26 protein-coding genes are annotated in these 22,432 nt (G+C 38.1%); 15 read left to right on the top strand and 11 right to left on the bottom strand.

Features of this window, described 5'->3' with window-relative positions; translation table 11 throughout:
• Positions 1-110 precede the first annotated feature (110 nt).
• From ACIQZG_RS13115 to ACIQZG_RS13105, 3 genes are all read left to right on the top strand, one after another.
• Positions 111-1,565, top strand: coding sequence for a carbon starvation CstA family protein (locus ACIQZG_RS13115; protein ID WP_402755653.1), 1,455 nt, complete (start codon positions 111-113; stop codon positions 1,563-1,565).
• Between the two features lie 123 nt (positions 1,566-1,688).
• The gene (locus ACIQZG_RS13110; RefSeq protein WP_402755651.1) at positions 1,689-2,459 is read left to right on the top strand and encodes a prepilin peptidase; all 771 of its coding nucleotides are present in this window, start codon (positions 1,689-1,691) and stop codon (positions 2,457-2,459) included.
• A gap of 15 nt (positions 2,460-2,474) precedes the next feature.
• Positions 2,475-3,194, top strand: a complete 720-nt coding sequence (locus ACIQZG_RS13105) for a gamma-glutamyl-gamma-aminobutyrate hydrolase family protein (RefSeq protein ID WP_402755649.1) — start codon at positions 2,475-2,477, stop codon at positions 3,192-3,194.
• A 62-nt stretch (positions 3,195-3,256) separates the two neighbouring features.
• On the opposite strand, the gene lexA is transcribed toward ACIQZG_RS13105, so the two are convergent.
• Positions 3,257-3,874: a transcriptional repressor LexA gene (gene lexA / locus ACIQZG_RS13100; RefSeq protein ID WP_402755647.1), complete on the bottom strand. Its 618-nt coding sequence runs from the start codon at positions 3,872-3,874 to the stop codon at positions 3,257-3,259.
• A gap of 167 nt (positions 3,875-4,041) precedes the next feature.
• Here lexA and yneA point away from each other — a divergent pair, with 167 nt between their 5' ends.
• The 6 genes from yneA to ACIQZG_RS13070 all read left to right on the top strand — a co-directional run bounded on the left by yneA (position 4,042) and on the right by ACIQZG_RS13070 (position 9,449).
• The gene (gene yneA / locus ACIQZG_RS13095; RefSeq protein WP_402755645.1) at positions 4,042-4,356 is read left to right on the top strand and encodes a cell division suppressor protein YneA; all 315 of its coding nucleotides are present in this window, start codon (positions 4,042-4,044) and stop codon (positions 4,354-4,356) included.
• The gene (locus ACIQZG_RS13090; RefSeq protein ID WP_402755643.1) at positions 4,353-5,018 is read left to right on the top strand and encodes a YneB family resolvase-like protein; all 666 of its coding nucleotides are present in this window, start codon (positions 4,353-4,355) and stop codon (positions 5,016-5,018) included. Before yneA ends, ACIQZG_RS13090 begins: the two co-directional genes overlap by 4 nt.
• A gap of 64 nt (positions 5,019-5,082) precedes the next feature.
• The gene (locus ACIQZG_RS13085; protein ID WP_402755641.1) at positions 5,083-5,316 is read left to right on the top strand and encodes a DUF896 domain-containing protein; all 234 of its coding nucleotides are present in this window, start codon (positions 5,083-5,085) and stop codon (positions 5,314-5,316) included.
• Positions 5,317-5,443: 127 nt separating this feature from the next.
• Positions 5,444-7,438, top strand: coding sequence for a transketolase (tkt, locus tag ACIQZG_RS13080; RefSeq protein ID WP_402755640.1), 1,995 nt, complete (start codon positions 5,444-5,446; stop codon positions 7,436-7,438).
• 397 nt (positions 7,439-7,835) lie between these two features.
• Positions 7,836-8,264 (top strand): hypothetical protein, encoded by a 429-nt coding sequence (locus tag ACIQZG_RS13075; RefSeq protein ID WP_402755638.1) that lies wholly within the window; start codon positions 7,836-7,838, stop codon positions 8,262-8,264.
• A gap of 237 nt (positions 8,265-8,501) precedes the next feature.
• Complete coding sequence (locus tag ACIQZG_RS13070) at positions 8,502-9,449, top strand: LCP family glycopolymer transferase (RefSeq protein ID WP_402755637.1); 948 nt, start codon at positions 8,502-8,504, stop codon at positions 9,447-9,449.
• 202 nt (positions 9,450-9,651) lie between these two features.
• Here ACIQZG_RS13070 and ACIQZG_RS13065 read toward each other — a convergent pair whose 3' ends face one another.
• From ACIQZG_RS13065 to ACIQZG_RS13040, 6 genes are all read right to left on the bottom strand, one after another.
• Positions 9,652-10,284 (bottom strand): response regulator transcription factor, encoded by a 633-nt coding sequence (locus ACIQZG_RS13065; RefSeq protein ID WP_402755635.1) that lies wholly within the window; start codon positions 10,282-10,284, stop codon positions 9,652-9,654.
• A complete protein-coding gene (locus ACIQZG_RS13060; protein ID WP_402755634.1) occupies positions 10,259-11,296 on the bottom strand; it encodes a sensor histidine kinase in 1,038 nt (345 codons plus the stop codon). Before ACIQZG_RS13060 ends, ACIQZG_RS13065 begins: the two co-directional genes overlap by 26 nt.
• Entirely contained in the window at positions 11,293-11,976 is a 684-nt protein-coding gene (gene liaF / locus ACIQZG_RS13055; protein ID WP_402755633.1) for a cell wall-active antibiotics response protein LiaF, read from the bottom strand. Before liaF ends, ACIQZG_RS13060 begins: the two co-directional genes overlap by 4 nt.
• 85 nt (positions 11,977-12,061) lie before the next feature.
• Entirely contained in the window at positions 12,062-13,201 is a 1,140-nt protein-coding gene (locus tag ACIQZG_RS13050) for an alpha/beta fold hydrolase (RefSeq protein ID WP_402755632.1), read from the bottom strand.
• 336 nt (positions 13,202-13,537) lie between these two features.
• On the bottom strand, positions 13,538-14,176 hold the full coding sequence (locus ACIQZG_RS13045) for a PspA/IM30 family protein (protein WP_402755631.1): 639 nt from the start codon (positions 14,174-14,176) through the stop codon (positions 13,538-13,540).
• A 55-nt stretch (positions 14,177-14,231) separates the two neighbouring features.
• Positions 14,232-14,588 carry a lmo0954 family membrane protein gene (locus ACIQZG_RS13040; protein WP_402755630.1) on the bottom strand — a complete coding sequence of 119 codons (357 nt, stop codon included), beginning with the start codon at positions 14,586-14,588 and terminating at the stop codon, positions 14,232-14,234.
• A 230-nt stretch (positions 14,589-14,818) separates the two neighbouring features.
• Here ACIQZG_RS13040 and sirA point away from each other — a divergent pair, with 230 nt between their 5' ends.
• From sirA to ACIQZG_RS13025, 3 genes are all read left to right on the top strand, one after another.
• Complete coding sequence (sirA, locus tag ACIQZG_RS13035) at positions 14,819-15,244, top strand: sporulation inhibitor of replication protein SirA (RefSeq protein WP_402755629.1); 426 nt, start codon at positions 14,819-14,821, stop codon at positions 15,242-15,244.
• A 100-nt stretch (positions 15,245-15,344) separates the two neighbouring features.
• Positions 15,345-15,563, top strand: a complete 219-nt coding sequence (locus ACIQZG_RS13030; RefSeq protein ID WP_402755628.1) for a YneF family protein — start codon at positions 15,345-15,347, stop codon at positions 15,561-15,563.
• Between the two features lie 339 nt (positions 15,564-15,902).
• Positions 15,903-16,376: an S-ribosylhomocysteine lyase gene (locus ACIQZG_RS13025; protein ID WP_402755626.1), complete on the top strand. Its 474-nt coding sequence runs from the start codon at positions 15,903-15,905 to the stop codon at positions 16,374-16,376.
• Positions 16,377-16,450: 74 nt separating this feature from the next.
• Here the strand turns inward: ACIQZG_RS13025 and ACIQZG_RS13020 are convergent, their stop codons facing one another.
• Positions 16,451-17,425 carry an alpha/beta hydrolase gene (locus tag ACIQZG_RS13020; protein ID WP_402755624.1) on the bottom strand — a complete coding sequence of 325 codons (975 nt, stop codon included), beginning with the start codon at positions 17,423-17,425 and terminating at the stop codon, positions 16,451-16,453.
• A 203-nt stretch (positions 17,426-17,628) separates the two neighbouring features.
• On the opposite strand from ACIQZG_RS13020, the gene ACIQZG_RS13015 reads away from it, so the two are divergent.
• Both ACIQZG_RS13015 and ACIQZG_RS13010 read left to right on the top strand, forming a co-directional pair.
• Positions 17,629-18,819, top strand: a complete 1,191-nt coding sequence (locus ACIQZG_RS13015) for an acetyl-CoA C-acetyltransferase (protein WP_402755675.1) — start codon at positions 17,629-17,631, stop codon at positions 18,817-18,819.
• A gap of 104 nt (positions 18,820-18,923) precedes the next feature.
• Complete coding sequence (locus ACIQZG_RS13010; protein ID WP_402755623.1) at positions 18,924-19,190, top strand: YqkE family protein; 267 nt, start codon at positions 18,924-18,926, stop codon at positions 19,188-19,190.
• Positions 19,191-19,385: 195 nt separating this feature from the next.
• Here ACIQZG_RS13010 and ACIQZG_RS13005 read toward each other — a convergent pair whose 3' ends face one another.
• From ACIQZG_RS13005 to ACIQZG_RS12995, 3 genes are all read right to left on the bottom strand, one after another.
• Positions 19,386-20,234 (bottom strand): alpha/beta fold hydrolase, encoded by an 849-nt coding sequence (locus ACIQZG_RS13005; protein ID WP_402755622.1) that lies wholly within the window; start codon positions 20,232-20,234, stop codon positions 19,386-19,388.
• A 156-nt stretch (positions 20,235-20,390) separates the two neighbouring features.
• Entirely contained in the window at positions 20,391-20,852 is a 462-nt protein-coding gene (locus ACIQZG_RS13000; protein ID WP_402755621.1) for a VanZ family protein, read from the bottom strand.
• Positions 20,849-21,748 (bottom strand): aldo/keto reductase, encoded by a 900-nt coding sequence (locus tag ACIQZG_RS12995; RefSeq protein WP_402755620.1) that lies wholly within the window; start codon positions 21,746-21,748, stop codon positions 20,849-20,851. The genes ACIQZG_RS13000 and ACIQZG_RS12995 overlap by 4 nt, the downstream gene beginning before the upstream one ends.
• Positions 21,749-21,824: 76 nt before the next feature.
• Here ACIQZG_RS12995 and ACIQZG_RS12990 point away from each other — a divergent pair, with 76 nt between their 5' ends.
• Positions 21,825-22,370 carry an NUDIX domain-containing protein gene (locus ACIQZG_RS12990; protein ID WP_402755619.1) on the top strand — a complete coding sequence of 182 codons (546 nt, stop codon included), beginning with the start codon at positions 21,825-21,827 and terminating at the stop codon, positions 22,368-22,370.
• Positions 22,371-22,432: the final 62 nt, after the last annotated feature.

Below are 22,432 nucleotides of genomic sequence, written 5' to 3'. Positions count from 1 at the left end.
TATATTTACAAAAAAACAATTTGTTCGCGCTTTTTTATTATTGTTGCGACTTAATTGTAGTGTTAACATTATTAATATAGTGAAAATTCCGTGAACAAAGGGGTGTTTGAATGATTACGTTTTTAGTTTGTATTGTGCTATTAATTGTAGGTTATTTCACGTATGGAAAGTATGTAGAAAAGGTATTTGGTGAGAAAGAGGAACGTCCTACACCAGCATATGTGAATGCTGATGGGGTTGACTATGTACCAATGTCAACGTCGAAAAATTCACTTATTCAGCTACTAAACATTGCAGGGGTGGGACCAGTATTTGGACCAATTGCTGGAGCACTTTATGGGCCAGTGGCTTTTATCTGGATAGTGGTAGGTTGTATTTTTGCTGGAGCAGTCCACGACTATTTAACAGGGATGATTTCAATCCGTAACCGTGGTGCTCATTTACCGGAGCTAGCTTCAAAATTTTTAGGTAAATACATGCGTCATATTGTAAACGTTTTCGCATTATTATTGTTAGTACTTGTAGGGACAGTATTTGTATCGTCACCAGCAATGCTTCTATACAACTTAATGGATGCAAAATTTAGTCTTGCCATTATTACATTTGTTATTTTCGTCTATTATATTTTAGCGACACTATTACCGGTAGATAAAATCATCGGTCGTTTTTATCCGTTTTTCGGTGCACTATTAGTGATTTCCGCAGTAGGTGTAGGTATTGGTCTTGTTGTAACAGGCTCACCGATTCCTGAATTAACACTGAAAAATATGCACCCAGCAGCTTTACCGATTTTCCCATTGATTTTCTTTACGATTACATGTGGTGCACTATCAGGATTCCATGCAACGCAATCTCCTATCATTTCACGTACTACGAAGAATGAAAAAGAAGGCCGTAAAATCTTCTATGGGATGATGATTGCAGAAGGTATTATCGCGATGATTTGGGCAGCTGCAGCAATGAGTTTATTTGGTGGTTACGGTGGCCTAAATGAAATGATCGCAGCAGGTGGTCCGGCAGCAGTTGTAAGTGAAGCTTCTATTCTAATGCTTGGCTCAATTGGTGGTACTTTGGCAATTCTAGGCGTTATTATTTTACCGATAACATCAGGTGATACGGCGTTTCGTGCTGCACGTATGATCATTGCCGATTATTTCAGATTCACACAGGTCAAGGTTCTAAGTCGAATCTGGATTGCGGTTCCGTTATTCGTTATTTCTTATGGATTAACGAAAATAGATTTTAATATTTTATGGCGCTACTTCTCATGGGCAAACCAGGTAACAGCTGTTATCGCGTTATGGGTAGGCGCAATGTATCTATTCCTTTCCTTCAAAAATCACTGGATTGCGACTGTACCAGCAATTTTCATGACAAGCATGGTATTTGTCTATATTCTATTTGAGCCAACGATGGGCTTTGGGTTGCCGTTAACTGCTTCTTATGTGGGAGGTGCTGTAGGGGCGATTGCCATTACTGCATTGTTCTTTACCTACGCACACAAACAACGAGGTACAGGCTTCGTACTTGATGAGGATGTTACGTCATTCAAGGCTAAAATTTAAGGTGAGTGTGTTTCCGCCAAAAAAATTCGGTGGAAGCACACTTTTTTTGGTAAATAAAACAAAAAAACATGTATGATACATAGTAAGAGATGGCGGTCGATTCAGAGGAAGCGGAGGAACATATTGGATTGGCTAATTAGTAGTTTGATTTTTGTATTTGGACTAGTCTTTGGTTCGTTTTTTAATGTAGTTGGCTTACGTGTACCGATGAAGGAGTCAATTGTATCGCCACCTTCACATTGTACGATATGTCAACGTCAGCTGAAGCTACTAGATTTAGTACCGGTGTTGTCGTTTTTATTGTTAGGCGGGAAGTGTCGTGGTTGTGGGCACAAAATCTCATGGATTTATCCGTTAATGGAGCTTATCACAGGCGGGTTATTTGTTTTTGCTTATTGGCAACTTGGATTTAATGTGGAGTTTTTGATGGCATTGCTATTTATTTCACTACTTGTCATCATTGTTATATCGGATATTTCGTACATGTTGATTTCTGATAAAGTGCTGATTTTCTTTTTGCCGCTATTCATCGTCGGGCGGATTTTATCTCCTTTAACGCCTTGGTGGGATAGTTTACTAGGTGCTGTTGTAGGATTTGGCATATTATATAGCATTGCTGTGTTGTCACGTGGTGGTATGGGTGGGGGCGATATTAAGTTATTCTTTTTAATCGGGCTCGTGCTAGGCACGATAGATTCTCTATTGACGCTGTTTTTAGCAGCTGTGATTGGTATATTTGTGGGCATTATGATTCTACGTGTACGGGAACAAGAGAAACAAAAGCATGTGCCATTTGGTCCATCGATTGCCCTTGCGGCGATTATTGTGTATTTCTATGGCGATAAGATTTATGAGTGGTACTTTATATTATGGAAGAAAGTTGAAATTTTTTAATGGGGGAATGAAATTTTGAAACCGGTAATTGCAATTACCGCTTGTGCGGAGGATGATTTATCTTCACGTTTAAATGCGGCATATAGTAAGAGTATACTAGAAGCAGGCGGGATACCAATCATAGTGCCATTTGGTGTTGATGAGGATGTCTCGCAGGTTTTATCTATAGCAGATGGGTTATTACTTTCGGGTGGTCATGATGTGCATCCATTCTATTTTGGTGCAGAACCGTCTCCGAAATTAGGGCAAATTTATCCTGAACGCGATATGGTTGAGCTTGCATTGACAAATAGAGCTATCGAGAGAGAAATGCCAATCTTCGGAATTTGCCGAGGTATTCAATTACTTAATGTCGCACTTGGGGGTACATTATATCAGGATATCGATTCGGAAGTTCAAAGTAATAAATTATTAAAGCATGCACAACAAGCAGCTAGAGGTGTTGCAACACATTATGTAAATATTGACGAAGGTAATTTATTAATGAAAATTATTGAACAAAAGCAGCTTGCTGTTAATTCGTATCATCACCAGGCAATCAATGTGCTGGCTGAGTCATTGAATGTTGTTGCAACGTCGAGTGATGGCATAATCGAGGCTGTAGCGCATGAAGCATTACCTTTTTGTTTAGGCGTTCAGTGGCACCCTGAGGAACTAGCAATTGCGGGAAATGAAGCGGCGAAACAGCTATTTAAAGCATTTGTCGAGGCTAGTAAGGCATATAAAACAAAATAATAATAATAGAAAAGCTGTCCAATACAGTCAGATTTAGACTGGTAGGGCAGCTTTAACTTTTACTATTGTACGCGGCGATAAAGACCAACTACTTGTCCTAAAATCGAAACTTGGTCCACAATAATCGGTTCCATCGTAGCGTTTTCAGGTTGTAAGCGGAAATGCGTTTTTTCTTTGTAGAAGCGTTTAACTGTTGCTTCATCTTCTTCTGTCATCGCTACAACAATGTCACCATTATTCGCTGTTGACTTTTGCTTTACAATGACTAAATCCCCGTCCAAAATCCCTGCCTCAATCATGGATTCACCCATAATTTCTAGCATGAATAGTTGATCCTCACTAGTACCGTATGTGTCTGGTAATGGGAAGTATTCCTCGATATTCTCAATCGCGGTAATTGGTGAACCTGCCGTTACTTTACCAACTAAAGGCACGTGAATGACACTTTGCTTTTGAATGGTATCTTCAGGCTCTAGGATTTCGATCGCACGTGGTTTTGTTGGGTCACGGCGAATTAAGCCTTTTTGCTCTAAACGTGCTAAATGACCATGCACAGTCGAGCTAGAAGCAAGTCCTACAGCTTCTCCAATCTCACGTACAGATGGTGGATAACCTTTTGCACGAACCTCTTCTTTGATGAATGCTAAAATGTCCTCTTGCCTTTTCGAAACTTTTTTCATAATGCTCACCTCTTTAACTTTATGTACTCGTTTTCCTTATTAAATAGTATAGCAGAATGCGAACACGTATGCAAACATAGGTTCGAAAAGTGTTTGACAAAAACGTTTGTTCGTTTTATTATGAGAACATACATTCCGAACAAACATTCTAAAAGGGGAAATTGATAATGAGTTGGATGAAAAAAAACATACATATTTCAATTTTACTAGGAGCTTGCGTATTATTTGCAGGATATCTCTTAATAACTGATCCTGGAGAAATTACATATAAAGAAATTGATATCAAACATGGCGATAGTTTATGGTCGTTAGGTGAACTACATCGTGGTAAAATGGCTACTGATGAGTGGATACAAATCGTGAAGCTAAAAAATGAATTAACAGATTCGAAAATCGTGGCAGGAAAGTCATTAGTTATTCCAGTAGTTGGCGAGCAAGCTAAACCCATCAATACAATAGAAATTGCGAGAAATGAACAATGATGAATGAAAAACAATCGGCTGTTGTCTATTGCCGTGTTAGTACTGAAAAAGAGACGCAAAGCTCATCACTTGAGCGACAAGAAGATGAACTTGTAAGCTACGCAAAAAATCAAGGTTACAGTATAAAAGGTGTCTTCAAAGACAAGCATAGTGGCTATGATGTTGAGCGAGAAGGACTCCTTGAAATGCTAGATTTTATAAAAGAAGAAGGCGTGAATGCTCTTTTCGTTCAAGATGAAACACGTTTAGGCCGTGGTAATGCGCGTATGGCAGTCCTTCATTTATTGCAAAAAACGGAAACAGATGTTTTTTCGGTGGAAGATTCAGGACCAGTTCAGCTAAATGAAATGGACACGATGTTACTAGAAATATTAGCGATTGTAGAAGAGTATCAGCGCAAAATTCATAATGCAAAAATCCGCCGCGGTATGCGCCGTGCAGTCGAAAACGGTTACCGCCCTGAAAAAAATCTAACGAATCGTGGAAATGCATATGGACAAGAGCGAAAAGAAGTACCGATTGAAGAGATTATCCAGCTTCGTAACAAAGGCTTTACTTTTCAAGAAATTGCAACAACGCTTAGAGGTTTAGGCTTTAATGTCAGTAAAGCTACTGTACATCGAAGATTCCAAGAACACCAAGAAAGATTAGAAGGCAAATAATTTGCTCTTCTAATCTTTTTTGCATACTTTTGTAGTAGTATAAGTACGAAAGAGGTGTGGAATAATGTTATCGAAAGAAAAAATTAATCGTATCAATGAATTATCAGCAAAGGCAAAAGCAGGAAATCTAACAGAAGCAGAGGCGAAGGAACGTTCAGCACTTCGTAAAGAATATTTAGACACCTTCCGTGCAACAATGCGTGATACAATCGAAAATGTGAAAATTGTGGATGCAGAAGGAAATGATGTAACGCCAGAAAAGGTAAAGCAAGCCAAAAAGAATAAATTCTTGAATTAATGTGACGTTTTTTTGATTTAGTATTTCATAAATCTTACGTAGTATTACAAAAGCATTGTTTTCTTATGGAATCTTGACTAAACTGTAAAAGTACAATATCTAGGACGAGAAAGGATGTCACAATATCATGACTCAACATGCGGATCAACTAGCGATTAATGCTATCCGAACATTGTCAATCGATGCAATTGAAAAAGCAAATTCAGGTCACCCAGGTTTACCAATGGGGGCTGCACCAATGGCTTACACGCTATGGACGAAACAACTTCGCCACAATCCAGCTAATCCAAAATGGACTAACCGCGACCGTTTCGTACTTTCAGCAGGTCACGGTTCAATGCTTTTATACAGCTTACTTCACCTTGGTGGCTATGGCTTACCAATGGAGGAAATTAAGAACTTCCGTCAATGGGATTCATTAACTCCAGGACATCCTGAGTACGGTCATACAGTTGGTGTTGAAGCCACTACTGGTCCTTTAGGTCAAGGGATTGCTATGTCAGTTGGTATGGCTATGGCTGAACGTCATTTAGCTGCAACTTATAACAAACCAGGCTATGACATTGTAGATCACTACACATACGCACTATGCGGCGACGGTGACTTAATGGAAGGTGTAGCAGCTGAGGCAATTTCTTTAGCTGGTCACTTAAAATTAGAAAAATTAATCGTTCTTTACGATTCAAATGATATCTCTTTAGATGGTGATTTAGAAAAATCATTCTCTGAAAACGTTCAAAAACGCTTCGAGTCATACGGCTGGAACTACTTAAAAGTAGCTGACGGTAATGATACAGCAGCAATTAACGCTACAATCGAAGAAGCGAAAAAATCTATTGGTAAACCAACACTGATCGAAGTAAAAACAGTAATTGGTTTCGGTTCACCAAACAAATCTGGTAAATCTGATTCACACGGTGCACCACTTGGTAACGACGAAGTGTTATTAACAAAAGCAGCTTATGAGTGGCCACACGAACCATTCCAAATTCCTGCAGAAGTGTATGACACATTCAACGCAGCAGCACAAGAACAAGGTGCTGGGCCTGAAGGTGCATGGAACGAATTATTCGAAGCTTATAAAGCTGAATTCCCAGAATTAGCTGCACAATTCGAAAAAGCAATGAACGGTAAATTACCAGAAGATTTCGCTTCAGAATTACCTGTTTATGAAGTAGGTAAATCTGTTGCAACTCGTAATTCTTCAGGTGAAGCAATCAATGCGTTAGCTAAGAAAACACCTTCATTCTTCGGTGGTAGTGCGGACCTTGCTGGTTCAAACAAAACAACAATGAAGGACGCTGGCGATTTCTCAGCGGACAATTATGCAGGCCGTAATATTTGGTTTGGTGTTCGTGAATTCGCAATGGGTGCAGCAATGAACGGTATGGCGCTTCACGGTGGCGTAAACGTATTCGGTGGTACTTTCTTCGTATTCTCTGACTATGTTCGTCCAGCTGTACGTCTTTCTGCATTAATGGGTCTACCTGTTACTTATGTATTTACACATGACTCAATCGCTGTTGGGGAAGATGGTCCGACACATGAACCAATTGAACATTTAGCTTCATTACGTGCAATGCCAAACCTTTCTGTAATTCGTCCAGCTGATGCGAACGAATCTTCAGTAGCTTGGGAGCTAGCAGTATCTTCTGAAAAAACTCCAACTGTTTTAGTATTATCACGTCAAAACTTACCAGTACTTGACGCGCCTATCGAAACTGTACGTGAAGGCGTTAAAAAAGGTGCTTACACAGTATCACCAGCCTCTAAAGAAGTCGCTGATGCATTAATTATTGCTGCTGGTTCTGAAGTATCTTTAGCTGTTGAAGCGCAAAAAGCATTAAAAGCTGAAGGTATTGACGTAGCAGTAGTATCTATGCCTGCAATGGATCGCTTCGAGCAACAAGACGCAGCTTACAAAGAATCAGTTCTTCCAAAAGCTGTAACAAAACGTCTTGCTATCGAAATGGGATCTTCATTCGGCTGGCATAAATACACTGGTTTCGAAGGTGATGTACTTGCGATTGACAAGTTCGGCGCATCTGCACCAGGTGAACTAGTAATGGAAAAATACGGCTTCACAGTTGAAAACGTTGTAGCAAAAGTGAAAGCTCTATAATTTTTAAAACTTAATTAAAATACCGCAATGCTCTAGGAGGATTAGTCCTCTATAGAGCGGTGCGGTATTTTTTTGTTCTTGTTTGCTTTTATAAAAGCAATATATACTACAGCACATTGGGTTATAACTATACCTAAAAAATATAAGTGTCAGTTGAACTTCCTCCAAGATTTAACTCGTCGATAATAATAGCACTAAACCAAAGTAATTGTCCGGAGACAATCACAGAAAAGCTAGAAAAGAGCAGACAAAGTACGGATGATACTTTTTTGAAAATGACATGTACTATTGTCTAAAAAGGCATTGATTTGTTTACCAATTAATTTACAATGAGATTTGTAGATTATTTAAAATGAAGAGGAGAAGAAATGAAAAAACTAAAATTCTACCAGTATCTGTGGGTTTGTTGATAGCTTGTAAGTCTAATGAAGAGCAAGTATTAGAAAAGTTTGATCCGAAAAAAATTGATTTCAGTAATTTTTTAGTTGAGACAATTGCAGAAATCGAAACTAAAACATATTCAATTAAAGTTACAAATAATTCGGAAGTTCCTTTAGAGTATCTAAACTTATATCTTAGCTATCCAATTGTTCTAGAGAATGGATCTAAAAGCAATGATTTTTCGATTATTGGCTTGCCTTTAGAAAATAATGCGAAGTTAGAACATGGCCAATCAATAAACTTTACTTTTGTAGCAAACCTGGAAACAGTTCATTTAGAGAAAGTGGATGTTGATAGCCCTATGTTGAAACTAATAGGATTTATAAACAATAATACTCCATTTGACATTACAGGTGCTGCGGAGGCTTTATCAGAGTCGGATTAAGAAGAATCGGAATGGGCCTATATAGAAATACGACTTCGGAATGGAAACTATTTTTTGTGAATTACGTTATATTTGTTAGTGTTCCACCAAATTATATTAGATATTGATAAAAAAATACATAGAACGTAAGGTGTGGCAATTCTAGTGGGCTCTGCTCATGCTTGAAATGGAATGTTTGGTCAAATACATATTTAGAAAAAGAGCTTACTTAAAAAATATTCTAGGGAAGTGATATATATGGATAATAATATAACGCGAACAGCGAAGAGAAAAAAATCAAGAACGAAGAAAAGAATTTTATTAGGTGTATTATTTGTTTTCCTTATCGGAATCGCTTGGGCAGGTGCAAATTATTATTCTTTTAACAAAGCGATGGTGAGGATGAATGGATCAGAGGAAATAGAGGGAGCGGCTAACATGGCAACCTCGGACCAAGCACTTCACTTAGAGCCTTTTTCCGTGTTATTGCTAGGGATTGATGAACGTAAAAATGATAATGGGCGAACGGATACTATGATAGTGGCTACAGTAAATCCGGATTTAGGTACTATTAAAATGCTTAGCATTCCAAGAGATGCACGTGTAGATATAATCGGCAATGATACGGTAGAAAAAATCAACCATGCCTATACGCGTGGAGGGACCTCGATGACGATTAATACAGTAGAGCATTTACTGTCGATTCCTATCAATTATTATGTTGCTGTTAACATGGAGGGGTTCTTATCCATAATTGATGTCGTGAATGGCATTAAAATAAAAAATGATTTAGATTTAGCTCACGGTAAATATACTTTTCCAAAAGGTGAAATGACTATAAACGGGGAAGAAGCACTTGTGTTTTCAAGAATTCGATATGGAGATCCAAGAGGGGATTTTGGCAGACAGGTAAGACAAAAGCAATTGTTAGAAGCCTTGCTCGCTGAAGCGAAGAATCCCAAAATATTACTGCAACTAAATGATATATTTAAGGTCTTAGGGGATAATGTGAAAATGAATTTTACTGCGTCCCAATTAATGGACTTACAAAAATTGTATGGTAAATTGGATGGAAAGATCGATCAATTGCAATTCGAGAATGGTGTTGGACAAACAATCGGTAAGTATTGGTATTACATATTGGATGAGCAAGAGGTAAATCAAGTAAGTGAAGAATTGAACCAACATTTAGAGTTGAAATCATAAAGATTTATCGGTTCTCCAGTAAAGGGAGTGGATGACACTCACCACCCTGACGTTACATTGACTATTCCGTATACATACTCGCTAAAGGAATGCTCCGTTTGGAATATTTTCATTTGAGATATTGTTTCTCTATAAAAGGACTGCATTTATAAAAGAATTATAAATGCAGTCCTATTCTCGTTGATAGCAACATCGGAATTATTTATTTCGCAAGCCCATTTTGAAATGCATAAACTACAGCTTGCGTACGGTCTTGTACTTCAAGTTTCGCTAATATGTTACTAACATGTGTTTTCACCGTTTTTAAAGCAATGAATAGCTCATCCGCAATTTCCTGATTTGCTTTACCTTTTGCCATCAACAACAGTACTTCCATTTCGCGGTCAGTAAGTTGCTCGTATAATGGTGTACTAGAACCGTAACGCATGCGATGCATCATTTTGGATGTAACCTCAGGCTCTAATACTGTTTCGCCGCCTATCGTTTTACGAATGGCATCGGCAATTTGTTTGGCATTGGAAGTTTTTAAAATATAGCTAATAGCACCGGCTTCTAATGCAGGATATACTTTGTCATCATCTAGAAAACTTGTAACCATCATAATTTTTGCATCGGGCCATTTCGCTAAAATCTCTACAGTAGCTTCGGGGCCTGTCATGATGGGCATGACATTGTCCATTAAAATAATATCTGGGCGAAGGGAAAGAGCAAGCTCAACTGCTTGTTTACCATTTTCAGCCTCGCCTACAACTGTGATATCAGGTTGTGCTGATAAATAGGCAGAAACACCGATACGCACCATTTCATGGTCATCCACAATCAGTACTTGTATCATCTAGTTCAACCTCCTTTTGTAATGGAACTTTTACTTCTACAATTGTACCTTCGTCCGGCACAGAAACAATTTTATACGTACAGCCGATTTCAACAGCACGTTCCGCGATATTTTGTAGCCCGTAAGATGTAGATTTATCAGCTTCAATGTTAAAGCCCAAACCGTTATCTTGAATGCGTAAAATGCCTAAGCCATCACGTGCGACCAGCAGTAATTCGACTTCGCTTGCTTTTGCATGACGCAACGTATTCGATAACGCTTCTTGTGCAATCCTGAATAAATGATCCTCTTCGGCTTTTGTTAACGACATTTCTTCGAGCTGGTATTCTATATGGAAGTATACTTTTTGTTGTAGCTCAATAATAAGTTCCTCTAAGCCTTGTGCAAGTGTTTTGTTGTGTAGCGCAACAGGACGCAAATGTAAAAGTAGAGCACGCATTTCAAGCTGTGCCTGTTGGACAACTTTCTCTACTTGCTTTAATCCTTCAGGGTTTTCATTGCTTTCTGTTAAGGCCGATAAAAGCATGGAAGCGGCGAATAATTGCTGTGAAACGGAGTCGTGTAGTTCACGAGCTAAGCGCTGACGTTCCGCAATAATACGTTCTTGAATCACCTTATCATTGGCTTCAGCACGTTCATTTGATAGACGCTGTAAGCTTTTTCGCTGTGTGTCAATCAGTTCACTTGTTTGAGTTAGTGCTTTTTTGAGTGGTTTTGGGAGTGCCTGCTTTTTAGGAATCACAAAATCTGGCTCTGTTAATAGTTTTACAAATCGCGTTGCCTGAGCCTCTCTTGTTCTAGCGGTAGCGCTAATCCAACCTGCAATTCCAAGACTCAACACAAATAAGCTGATAACGATTACACCACCCAGTGGTATCGTATCATAAGTTTGTTGCCACAATGGCTGCCAAACTTTTTCGTCTGGCTGTCCCCACACTAAAAAGAGTAATCCAAAAGCAGCACCGACTAATAAAAAGAACAAAGTAAATAATCTTGAAATGAAAGCAATCATTTACGCGTCACCTCCAAATCACCAAGCCATGTTGCCACGTGAATGATGAGTTTACGCTTTGCATCTTCAGGCTCTCCGTCTGAGAACGTCACACTTTCATTAAGCAATCGTTGCGGACCAAAATCTAAGCATTTGATATCCCCAAATAACGTTGTATATTGCACGCGGAATGGAATCTCGTAAGGCACGTGTATATGTACTTTACCGATGCCTTGGCGAATTGAAATTAAGCTAGTGCCAGCAGGCAAAATAGTTTGCGTCGTATCAATGATAATATCACCTGCAAGACGCTGAATTTGAACATCTTTCCATTTATAGGCTTCAATAGGCGCTGGTGTGTCTGCAAATAGTTCGCTTTTTGTAGTAGGTAGATTATCAAGTAGTGTATGCGCAATAATTTTGGGCTCGTTTTCTTTTTGGTAGTATTTATAAAGCATATATAAGAGCAGGAATACGATAAATAAACGCAAGCTCCACATCGTAAAGAGCGAAATGGCTATAAAGAAAATTCCGGCCCACTTAAAAAAGGGACTATTTTTAGAATAACTTAAATAAAGTAGTCCGGCCCCGATTACTAATGAAAAAGCACCGCCATTATTGAAAATTGTCAGCTCAATAAAGAGCAGTAAAAAGAAGCAGATTACCCAAAAAGAGAGTTTATTCGTGTTAAAGTTTTGCAAAGGGAAACACCTTCTTTCTACTAAAATATATGAGAGAAGAAGATGCTTCTCTCGAAAAACGTTATGCCATCCAAATAGATGTATTTCAATTTATTTTAACTACCACCTCTTGGATAGTACGAATGATTATCTCAGAGTCAAGGTTATTTGGATAATGAGCAGAATTTTCTAAAGTTATAAATTCCTTACCATTTGGTGCGTCTAATAACTCATAGTATTGCTTCGCTAAATCATAGTTCGTCTGTTTATCGTATCTTCCTTGAATAAAATAGACAGGTACATCGACTTTTTTTATTGTGTTAAAAAAATCAGTGAAGATAATTTCTTCTTTCAGCCCTTCGCTTTCAATAAGACTAAGCCTAGGACCTGTAATGAAAGTATTATATATATTAGATAGAGAATAGTCAGGGGAAGTAAAAGCCCCTTTTACTAAAGTAAAAAGATTAACATTTTCTACAGTTTCATCAAAATAATTCATCCCTTTATATTGATTTATAAGTCCACTAAAAATATCCTCAGCTTCACCTAGATAAGGACCTTCTCCTAAGTTTTGTAGCGTTTGAAGCGTTTTTTCATCGTCTTTTTCAGTAGCTTCATTTTTCAACCAAGTATACCCGATTTCTTGACCTTTAACGATACTTGTCACTTGTGAAATCCCTATATATGCATGAAATTTTTCGGGATATTGTGTTACTAATCGTGTACCTGTCACTGTTCCAAACGATTGCCCAATTAAATAAATTTTATCTTGCTGATAGTGATCTCTTATATAATCTACTATAACATTAGCATCCATTGTAAATTGTTCAAGGTTCATCGTTTTTACATCTAACTCTTTGTTAAAACTTTTCCCTGACCCTCTTTGATCATAATATACTGCTACACAACTCTCTGTAATCTCAGGAAATAGTGACCGAGCACTTACGCCGTATGGAAATGGTGAACCTGGACCACCGTGTAGAAATAGACAAAATGGTTTTGTTTTATCTTTTCCATCCACTAAAATAAATTGTTTGTCTCCGTTTACAGGAATTTCTGTTAATTCACTAATTCCACCATTCTTTATTTGTGTAGTACTTTCATTTTTTATATTTTCTTGAGCAAAAAAACGATAGCCCGATAGATCAATGATTAACATGAGAATGATTACTAAAGAAGAAAACAACCCCTTTTTCATCAATTTTATTAAAACGCCTTTTTTCTTACTTTCCCCAATTGGTTCCATAGAATTCTCCGTATCTTTTTAATCAGATTTTAGGTAGGTCGTTTCAACTCCCATCAGTTGAGATAAAGGAACACGCTGATAGTAGTTTTATTAATTATTTACATATTATCTCTTTTATAAGAAATGAGGATGCCTCACAATTATTTTGGAAGCATCCCGAACTTTTATTATTACATTAAATGAGCAAAAGGGCTGGTAGCGCTGGTGCGAAACTCCAGCAGGAACTGCACGAGACGTAAGCCGCAACAAACCGCGCTAGCGAGGGTTGCGGCTTACGATGTACATGAATGGAACTAACTGTTTTGAAATTTGCCCATTGTTAGTTAGTATAACATTTTATTTATTTTCAATTAGTAGTGGTGATTCAGGAGTTGATGCATTTTTTTCTAGTTCTGCAAGTCGTGTTTCAAATGTTGTGACTTTGTGATCTTTATCGATTTGGTACGCTAATTTATCGATATAAGATTCTAAGTCCTCAAAATTTGTTTGATTATTTTTAGCTAGCATACCGTCCATTTGGTGATGAGCACGCGTTACGTTTTCTTTGCCCATTAGCTGTAATTGGCGTACTTTCATGTCTTTAATTTTATGCTTCATTGTTTCAAACTTACGCTCTAGCTCGAAATATTCGCGTGTGCTCAATTCAATACTTTCTTGTAATGTATTTTTGCGTATTGTGTATGCTACAACTTCGTCTGTTGCAAAGTCGATTAAATCTTGTTCGCCACTAGCAGTAGCAAGTTGTAATTGAGCTTCACGTTTAGCCAGTAATTCTGCATTTTCCTTGAATTCAACTTCTAACTTTTCTTTTAGTTGACCTTGTCGTTCAAGTAGTTTACCTGTCTGTTCTGTTTGCTTTTCTGCTTCGCGGATGTATTGATTTAACATCGCGATAGGGTTTTTCTTCTCTTTTTTATCCAATACTTGATGTAAATCAGCCTCTAACGTGTATTTAAAGCGTTGTAATAAATTCATGGTTGTTTCGCTCCTTTTAATTTTGTCTAAGCTAAAGTGTCACACTTTAGTAAGTTTATTTTGTTAAGTTTGACCATTCTTTTTCAAAGTTTGTAAATGGGTCTTCCTCTTCTTTAGCTTTAATCGTAGGAATTTCTACGCTATCGCCATTCCATTTTTTATAGATGACATAAATGATGGCGATTGCTGCTAAACCTACCATTGCTGGGATATTCGATATAGCTGATAATACACCGATTAAACCTACTGTAACCCAAATGATTTTAGCGAATGTTGATTGGCTTGCGATGTAGAAGTGCATGCCTAGTGCTACAAGTAGACCTGAAAATAGTAATCCTGCTAAAGGACCGACTAGGGCTAGTGCAACAAGCGCTGCGATGAAGCCTCCTGATAATAATAGAAATTTTCTCATGTTTGTTTGCTCCTTTCGTTTGTACTTTTATATTACCTATCAGGAGAGTTTGCTAAAACGGACTGGGAATTGATTTTCATCTAGGTCTTGAGGCTGAGGTGAGCCAGAAAGGAAGGAATATAGAAACTTTTCGACAAAAATAGATGATTAACTCCTCCTCCGTTTGACAAACAAACGAAAAATAATTCGATATACTAACGGAAATGAAACTGAACGAAAGGGGATTTCTTATGAGAACCTATTCCATTTATAAAATAAAAGAAGAACACTTGACGTTTATTTTTGGTAGAGAGCGAAAGTTACTTGAGATGATGCAAGGTTGTGAAGATGCAAATGAGAAATCCTTGAAAGAATTGTCATACATTTGTGATTCAGTTCGCTTTGAAGATGTTGCAGATATTTTAGAGGCTCAACTAGACTCAAAGTACACGCATTTAGAAAGAACGCGTAATGCTCTATTTTTAGAGCATCCTATTAAAGGCAAGATGGCGATCTATTTAGTGGAGCGCAAAATTTGTATATACTGTGAGGGATCTCGCATGTTAGATTTGGATTTATTCCAAATGCTAGCTAAAATGAGTGATCGTTTTATCGCTTTCAATAAGCAAGAGAATGAGTGTGGCTGGCTCAAACCGATGAAGTATCACATGCACTAGGAAAATTCATTGCAATATATAGTAACACGCTAGCATTTCGTGTATAATCGAGCGTGGAGAGTTTTTCTCGGTATATTGTAGTGGAGGAGGTTGGCTGTACATGAACTTATGGCTTGCAATTGTATTAATTATTGCTGCATTAGCAGGAGGCGCTGCGCTAGGTTTTTATTTCGCACGTCAAGCTATGATGAAACATTTAAAAGAAAATCCACCGATCAACGAACAAATGATTCGTATGATGATGGCACAAATGGGTCGTACTCCGTCTGAAAAGCAAGTACGTCAAATGATGACACAAATGAATAAATTCCAAAAATAGTTGGAATTTTTAAGAGCAACTCGTCGATAGTAGACAAGTTGCTTTTTTTGTATTGTGAAATTGTATTAGTGGGGCTTACCGCCAAAAGATGTGGTTGATTTTTTAAATAGAATTAGTTGACTGGAGCGGCGCCAGTGTGACTCCTAGGGGATTAAGCGGCTCATCTGTTGCCCCAGGAAAGCACACTGGCAGAGCGGAAGTCAATCATAAAGAGCCATTTGTGGTTTTTTTACACGTATTCTGTAATTGGATAGACTTAGTGTTAGATGATTCTTAAAAATTGCACTTTTCTAATAAAAACTCGGTATAATAGATTTAGATAGATAAAAGGAGTTGTTCATGTTGGAAAAGGAAAAAACAAATGTTGAGAGTTTTGATTTAGATCATACGAAAGTAAAGGCGCCTTATGTTCGTTTAGCAGGTGTAAAAACTGGTAAAAACGGTGATGAAGTTTATAAATATGATATTCGTTTGAAACAACCAAACAAAGAGCATATGGACATGCCTGCATTACATTCATTAGAGCATTTATCGGCAGATATTATCCGCAATTACTCAGATAATATCGTTGATTTTAGTCCAATGGGTTGCCAAACGGGCTTTTATGTATCACTGATCAACCATAATGATTACGAGGATTTACTCGTTATTTTAGAAAAAACATTTTCAGACGTCACAAAAGCAACGGCAGTACCAGCATGTAATGAAGTACAATGTGGTTGGGCAGCAAGCCATAGCCTAGAAGGTGCGCAAGCGCTTGCTAAGGAATTTTTAGCAAAACGCGATGAATGGCATATCGTTTTTGCAGAATAATAAATGAAAAAATGAAACCTTGCATAGTTTTTTAGCTATGCAAGGTTTTTTTATGTTACAGACGATGACGATTTTTATTTAGAGGCAAATGGGAGGACATTGGATGAAGATGATTCGTGGTGTATTTTTTTGTAAATAAAGGTTTCTAAAAATTCATGTATGAGATCCTCATATTCGGCCATATTTTCATTAAAGGACTGTGCATGTTCACCGGTTTCAAATAGTTTTAATTTTTTTGGACCACTTTTTTTATTGTATAAGTCCAATGACATCGAAGCTGGTATGAAGGTGTCGGGTAAGCTATGGATAAATAAGACAGGCTTTTTGATATGAGACGCTGCCTCTGCAGGAGTCACACTTTTAAACGAATATCCGTCACGAAGGCGAATGAAAAAATCTGCAAAACGGATTGGAATAATCGAACCAAATTTTAGTTCGGTTTTCGCTAATTTCTTTAGGAGTATCGAGAAATCGGAAAAAGCACAATCTGAAATATAAAAATCAGCCCCATCATTTACAGTACCGGCATATAACAACATTGTCGCAGCACCCATTGATTCACCGTGAATGCCAATGATAGCTTCATCACCGACCATTGCCTTGATTGTTTTGACAACTGCATCCAAATCTAATTTTTCATAATGTCCATAACTGGTTGTCTTCCCACCAGAATCGCCGTGACGTCGGTGATCAAAAATAACTGAATTGTAGCCAAGACGTTCAAATAGTCGTGCATATCGTACGGAGTTAATTTTATTTTCTGTCACACCATGGCAAATAATAATTGTATTGTTCGTTTGCAGTGGTTGGAACAGAATGCCACGAATCGAGTAGCCATTAGGAGAGTCGATATTTAGTTCGCATTTGAAATGTTGGTTATACCAAGCTTGATCGAATCGTTTTGCTGTTGTTTCACGTTCTCTTACAAAATCAGGATCCTTTTGCTGGATGTACATCAATTTATTCGAAAGTGCGAAGCCGAAAAAACCAGTTGCAGCTGCAGCAAGAGTCGTTGTAATACTAGAAAGTAAAAGCATTTTCTTCTTCATGTTGAGCACCTCCTCATAACTGTTTCTTTACATTGTAATGTTCCCAACTGAGATTGAATAAAACACGACAACATTTTACAATATCTAAATAACAAACCAAGACGTTTTCTTTGTCGAAAATCGTCAAAATATTTGTTAAAATATAGATATCTGCTAATAGTTTATGCAGGAAGTGTCGATTTTTGAACGGGGAAAAGGGGAGAATGGTTTTGACAAATGAGGTAGTAATTGTGAGTGCTGTGCGTACAGCAATTGGTTCGTTTCAAGGGACTTTAAGGGATGTGCCTGCAACTGCGCTTGGCGCCATCGTTATTAAAGAAGCGTTATCACGTGCGGGCATTACGGGGAAACAAGTGGATGAGGTTATTATGGGGAATGTATTAGCCGCAGGGTTAGGACAAAACCCAGCACGCCAAGCATCGATTGCAGCAGGTTTACCATATGATGTATCAGCACTGACGATTAATAAAGTGTGCGGGTCAGGATTAAAAGCTGTACATTTAGCAACACAGGCGATTTTAGCAGGTGATGCAGATATTATTGTAGCCGGTGGTTTTGAAAATATGAGTCAGGCGCCGTATGTGTTAAAAAATGCTCGTGAAGGATTCCATATGGGGAATCAAAAGGTTGTCGATACGATGATCCATGATGGTTTATGGTGTGCATTTAATGATTATCATATGGGAGTTACGGCTGAAAATTTATGTGACAAATATGATATTTCACGTACAGAGCAAGATACTTTTGCTGCAAGGTCTCAACAGCGTGCAGAAGCTGCGATGTCAGCAGGTAAATTTAATGACGAAATCGTATCTATTGAAATCCCACAACGAAATGGGGAGTCTTTTATTTTTGCTAACGATGAATTTCCGCGAGCAGGTGTAACGGAAGAGTCATTATCGAAGCTACGTCCAGCGTTTAAAAAGGACGGCTCGGTGACAGCGGCGAATGCATCGGGCATAAATGACGGTGCGGCAGCGGTCGTTGTGATGTCAAAAGCAAAAGCCATTGAGCTAGGTTTAACACCAATGGCGCAGATTGCAGCGAATGCAAGCTCCGGTGTAGATCCTTCAATTATGGGGACTGGTCCTGTAAAAGCTGTGAAAAAGGTGCTGGCAAAAGCAAATGTAGCGCTCGAAGATATAGATTTAATTGAAGCGAATGAGGCGTTTGCTGCACAATCAATTGCTGTTGATCGCGAACTTGGCTTCAATCATGATAAACTAAATGTAAATGGGGGAGCAATTGCGCTTGGTCATCCAATTGGTGCTAGTGGTGCACGTATCTTAGTGACACTTTTGTATGAGATGCAAAAACGCGATGTGAAAACGGGTCTTGCAACACTTTGCATTGGTGGCGGGCAAGGCGTAGCGACAATTGTTCAGCGCCCTTAAGTAAAAGTCTTTGGCGAATGACGCAGATTTTAAATTGTACTCGCACGACTAAAAAATCTGTGCGTAATTAGACCGAAGCTTAATTGATATAGAAGGTGAAATGAATGGGAAAAAAACGAAAGCAACAACAACGTGTAGACAGTAGTGCAACTGCAGGACTACCAAAGCAAGAATCAATGACACTAGCTGATCAACTAGGTGGCGATGTCTTAGCGAAATTAAAAGCGGCAAAGCAAGATCTTACTGCAAAGGAGCAAGCAGCAGAAGAAGAGCGCCAAGCAAAATTAGCATTTGAGCGTAAACAACGTGAGAAAAACAAATCATTTGAAGAATTATTAAATGAGTATGGTGACAAAGGCTCGAAGTTTTAGTGTAAGGCTGAGTCTAGAAAAAACAGTGAATCCAACTTTTTATGGGTTCACTGTTTTTTGCTATATAAACTGAGAATGATATTTTAACACATGATGCGATTATATGAATCTGTTATTAAAGAGTAGGTTACTCGAGGAACTGAGTAGAATACCCGAGAAACGAACAACTTTATTCTCGTTTTTTTGGGATGTTTATTACCTTTCATTAATCCATTCAATTAATGTGTTATCAAATAACTGAGGTTCTTCAAACATTGGGTTATGCCCGCTATGTTCAAAAATTACTTTTGTCACGTTTATATATGTGTCATCTACAGAGTCCCACAAAGAAACGGGTGAAACCAAATAATCATATCGACCTAAACCTAAAAATACTGGTTTATTAAGGTCATTCAATGATTGTATTAGATTCAGTTTTCCAAATGCCTCTCCCCATAGATGATCAATGATCGGCATGTTTGTATAGACACTATTCCACATATACGCTGCGTTAAATGTATAATCATAAAAACTTTGAGCACCCATTCGAATGCACATATGGACAAACCGTCTTTCGGGATCTTTTTGGATATCACGGTCCAACAATGCAATGTCTTTTTCAAATTGCCTTTTTCTTTCAGAATCCGCAGTCTTATTAAAAAATGAAAAACTTTGTTGTTGTCTTTCTTCACTATTTGTCGGAGCTGAATTTAAAAGAATCACCTTCTGAACATGTCTAGGGTATTTTTTGGCATATTCTAAAGCCATAAATGCATGTCCAGAATGTCCTAGTATGATAAAATCATTAAGGTTGAGTGATTGTCGTGCGATTTCTATATCATTTAATACTTTATCTAGTGTATAGTCTTCTGCAGTTAAAGTTCGAGGTAGCGCTACAAACCCTCTATGATCCAAGAATATAAACTGGAACTTTTCGTATAAGTTTTCTGAGAACAAGTGAGGGTAATAAACACTGCTACCTACCACTAATATTGGCGTTCCTTGTCCTTTAATGCAGTAATTCAACTCAAATTCATCACTAATTACACTTTGATTGTTGTTCATTTTAATAGTCCTCTTTTCTGTTTTTAGTTAGAAGAGCTATTCATAAAATGAAGCTCTTCCTTAAACCACTCCCTTTCCTTCTTTGAAATCCCATGTATTCTCCATTGAACGTTCTAACATTCAAAATCACCTCTATTACTGGTCTTAATTAATTTATCAAATGGTTCTTCGTAATTTCTTCACGAACATCACAACACAGACAAATACTATAGCTCCAGCAGTATCTACCAACACATCCTGTCCATTCATCATACGACCAGGTGTAAAGCTTTGGCGAAACTCGTCCATTGCAGCAATAAGTGCTGTCCCGACGATTGCAACGACTGCAGGATTTCGCCGTTTACCCCATGCGAAATAGATTCCAAGTGCAATAAAGCCAAACCCTACAAAGTGCGTAAGTTTACGGATTAAAAACTCAACAAATTCAAAATAGCCACGTTCTTCTATCGAAACAACCGTAGCCCAGTAAGGAATTTTTAATACGGATAATTGCTTTTCAAAAGGCTTACTCGCAAGCACGTCCTCAAGTGCTGGAATAATCGTCTGTTGTTCGTATGTCATACTAGAGGAGATTGCCAGTACCACTAAAAATGCGAGTAAAATAAGCCATTTTTTCATCGATGGTCTGTATATTGTTCATCTTTTGTCAGTTTATTCGCAACTTCCAAATCCGTAATCGATGCAGCTTTTTCGTAGGCCGTAAGTGTTTCTTCAAGTTGTTGGCGTGAGCTTGCGCCAATTACAGTTGAAGCAATTGCAGACTCTTTTAAATTGAATGCTAATGCAAGTGCATGTAAATCGCCGTAATGTGCAGCTAACTTTTCTAGTGTTGTATGTAATTTCTCAGCTGAATAACCGTTATAGCCGTTTGAACGATGCACTCGCTCTTTCCATTCATTTGTAAGTAAACCTTTTGCAACAGTACCACGTGTTACGACAGAAGCACCTTCACTAGCCACAAAATCAAGCCATTCCTCAGGGCGACGATCGAGCGCACTATACTGCATCATAACACTTTTTGCCGAACTAACCGGTAAAAAACGCTTTAACACATTTGGTCTAATTGATGAAATACCGTACTCTCGAATTAGTCCCTCTTTTTTCAAGCATTCAAAGGTATCAATAATTCCATCCCAATCATCTTCAATCGTGCCACCATGTAGTTGATAGACATCGATATAATCTGTTCCAAGGCGCTTTAAGCTAGCACGAACAGCCTCTTTTATATAAGAAGGCGAAGCATCCCAATACCAGCCATCAACACCTTCTGTAAAGCAGTTCCCCACTTTCGTCGCAAGCACAATATCCTGACGGCGTTTGCCTAAAATCGCGCCTATTATCTCCTCATTAACACCGAAATCATATAAATCAGCTGTATCGATTGTATTAATACCTGCATCAAGTGCCATATCTAGAATACTTGCCGCTTTGTCTTTTTCTGTCGAAAGAGACATACCACCTAAACTAATTTCAGAAATGAACAAATCACTCGAACCGAGCTGTCTTTTTTTCATTCTTTTCTCCTCCTTCGAATCCGCTACTTGTAATGGTACAATGAACATATCCGAAGAACAAGCGAGGTCTTTGCATATGAAAAAATTTGAAGAGAAAACAACGCACACAACACCTATTTTCGATGGGAAAATCGTGAAATTACAAGTTGATGATGTCATTTTGCCTGATGGCAAGTCTGCAAAACGTGAAATTATTAAACATCCTGGCGCGGTTGCAGTCATTGCAGTTACGAATGAAGGTAAACTAGTTTTAGTAGAACAGTACCGAAAAGCTTTAGAGCGTTCCATTATTGAAATTCCAGCAGGCAAGCTAGAGCCGGGAGAAGAACCAATTGTAACAGCTCGTCGCGAATTAGAAGAAGAAACGGGCTACGGCGCACATGAATTGACGTTTTTACAAGCTTTCGCAACATCGCCAGGATTTGCAGATGAGATCATTCATATTTATGTGGCAAAAAATTTATATCAAATTGAAGAAAAAGCAGATTTAGATGAAGATGAATTTGTCGAATTACTAGAAGTTTCGTTGGAAGAAGCACAAGAGATGGTCTCAGATGAGCGCATTTATGACGCGAAAACAGCGTTTGCAGTCATTTGGTTCGCCATGCAACAAACAAAATAATCGAAGAGGACAACCTTGCATAATAGTAGAAGTCGAGCATAAGCTGTAACAACCTTTACAAG

Origin of the sequence: Lysinibacillus sp. NPDC096418 (assembly GCF_044762775.1) — a bacterium.
Classification (GTDB): domain Bacteria; phylum Bacillota; class Bacilli; order Bacillales_A; family Planococcaceae; genus Lysinibacillus.
The sequence above is the reverse complement of the archived record's forward strand: the minus strand, read 5'-3'. Positions and strand labels throughout refer to the sequence as shown.

Bases quoted from the DNA above. Each gene is read 5' to 3' on its own strand.
- ACIQZG_RS13115 (WP_402755653.1), top strand. From the start codon at position 111: ATGATTACGTTTTTAGTTTGTATTGTGCTATTAATTGTAGGTTATTTC.
- lexA (WP_402755647.1), bottom strand. From the start codon at position 3,874: ATGAAAAAAGTTTCGAAAAGGCAAGAGGACATTTTAGCATTCATCAAA.
- yneA (WP_402755645.1), top strand. From the start codon at position 4,042: ATGAGTTGGATGAAAAAAAACATACATATTTCAATTTTACTAGGAGCT.
- ACIQZG_RS13090 (WP_402755643.1), top strand. From the start codon at position 4,353: ATGATGAATGAAAAACAATCGGCTGTTGTCTATTGCCGTGTTAGTACT.
- ACIQZG_RS13085 (WP_402755641.1), top strand. From the start codon at position 5,083: ATGTTATCGAAAGAAAAAATTAATCGTATCAATGAATTATCAGCAAAG.
- tkt (WP_402755640.1), top strand. From the start codon at position 5,444: ATGACTCAACATGCGGATCAACTAGCGATTAATGCTATCCGAACATTG.
- ACIQZG_RS13070 (WP_402755637.1), top strand. From the start codon at position 8,502: ATGGATAATAATATAACGCGAACAGCGAAGAGAAAAAAATCAAGAACG.
- ACIQZG_RS13065 (WP_402755635.1), bottom strand. From the start codon at position 10,284: ATGATACAAGTACTGATTGTGGATGACCATGAAATGGTGCGTATCGGT.
- ACIQZG_RS13060 (WP_402755634.1), bottom strand. From the start codon at position 11,296: ATGATTGCTTTCATTTCAAGATTATTTACTTTGTTCTTTTTATTAGTC.
- ACIQZG_RS13050 (WP_402755632.1), bottom strand. From the start codon at position 13,201: ATGGAACCAATTGGGGAAAGTAAGAAAAAAGGCGTTTTAATAAAATTG.
- ACIQZG_RS13045 (WP_402755631.1), bottom strand. From the start codon at position 14,176: ATGAATTTATTACAACGCTTTAAATACACGTTAGAGGCTGATTTACAT.
- ACIQZG_RS13040 (WP_402755630.1), bottom strand. From the start codon at position 14,588: ATGAGAAAATTTCTATTATTATCAGGAGGCTTCATCGCAGCGCTTGTT.
- sirA (WP_402755629.1), top strand. From the start codon at position 14,819: ATGAGAACCTATTCCATTTATAAAATAAAAGAAGAACACTTGACGTTT.
- ACIQZG_RS13030 (WP_402755628.1), top strand. From the start codon at position 15,345: ATGAACTTATGGCTTGCAATTGTATTAATTATTGCTGCATTAGCAGGA.
- ACIQZG_RS13025 (WP_402755626.1), top strand. From the start codon at position 15,903: ATGTTGGAAAAGGAAAAAACAAATGTTGAGAGTTTTGATTTAGATCAT.
- ACIQZG_RS13020 (WP_402755624.1), bottom strand. From the start codon at position 17,425: ATGAAGAAGAAAATGCTTTTACTTTCTAGTATTACAACGACTCTTGCT.
- ACIQZG_RS13015 (WP_402755675.1), top strand. From the start codon at position 17,629: ATGGTTTTGACAAATGAGGTAGTAATTGTGAGTGCTGTGCGTACAGCA.
- ACIQZG_RS13010 (WP_402755623.1), top strand. From the start codon at position 18,924: ATGGGAAAAAAACGAAAGCAACAACAACGTGTAGACAGTAGTGCAACT.
- ACIQZG_RS13005 (WP_402755622.1), bottom strand. From the start codon at position 20,234: ATGAACAACAATCAAAGTGTAATTAGTGATGAATTTGAGTTGAATTAC.
- ACIQZG_RS13000 (WP_402755621.1), bottom strand. From the start codon at position 20,852: ATGAAAAAATGGCTTATTTTACTCGCATTTTTAGTGGTACTGGCAATC.
- ACIQZG_RS12995 (WP_402755620.1), bottom strand. From the start codon at position 21,748: ATGAAAAAAAGACAGCTCGGTTCGAGTGATTTGTTCATTTCTGAAATT.
- ACIQZG_RS12990 (WP_402755619.1), top strand. From the start codon at position 21,825: ATGAAAAAATTTGAAGAGAAAACAACGCACACAACACCTATTTTCGAT.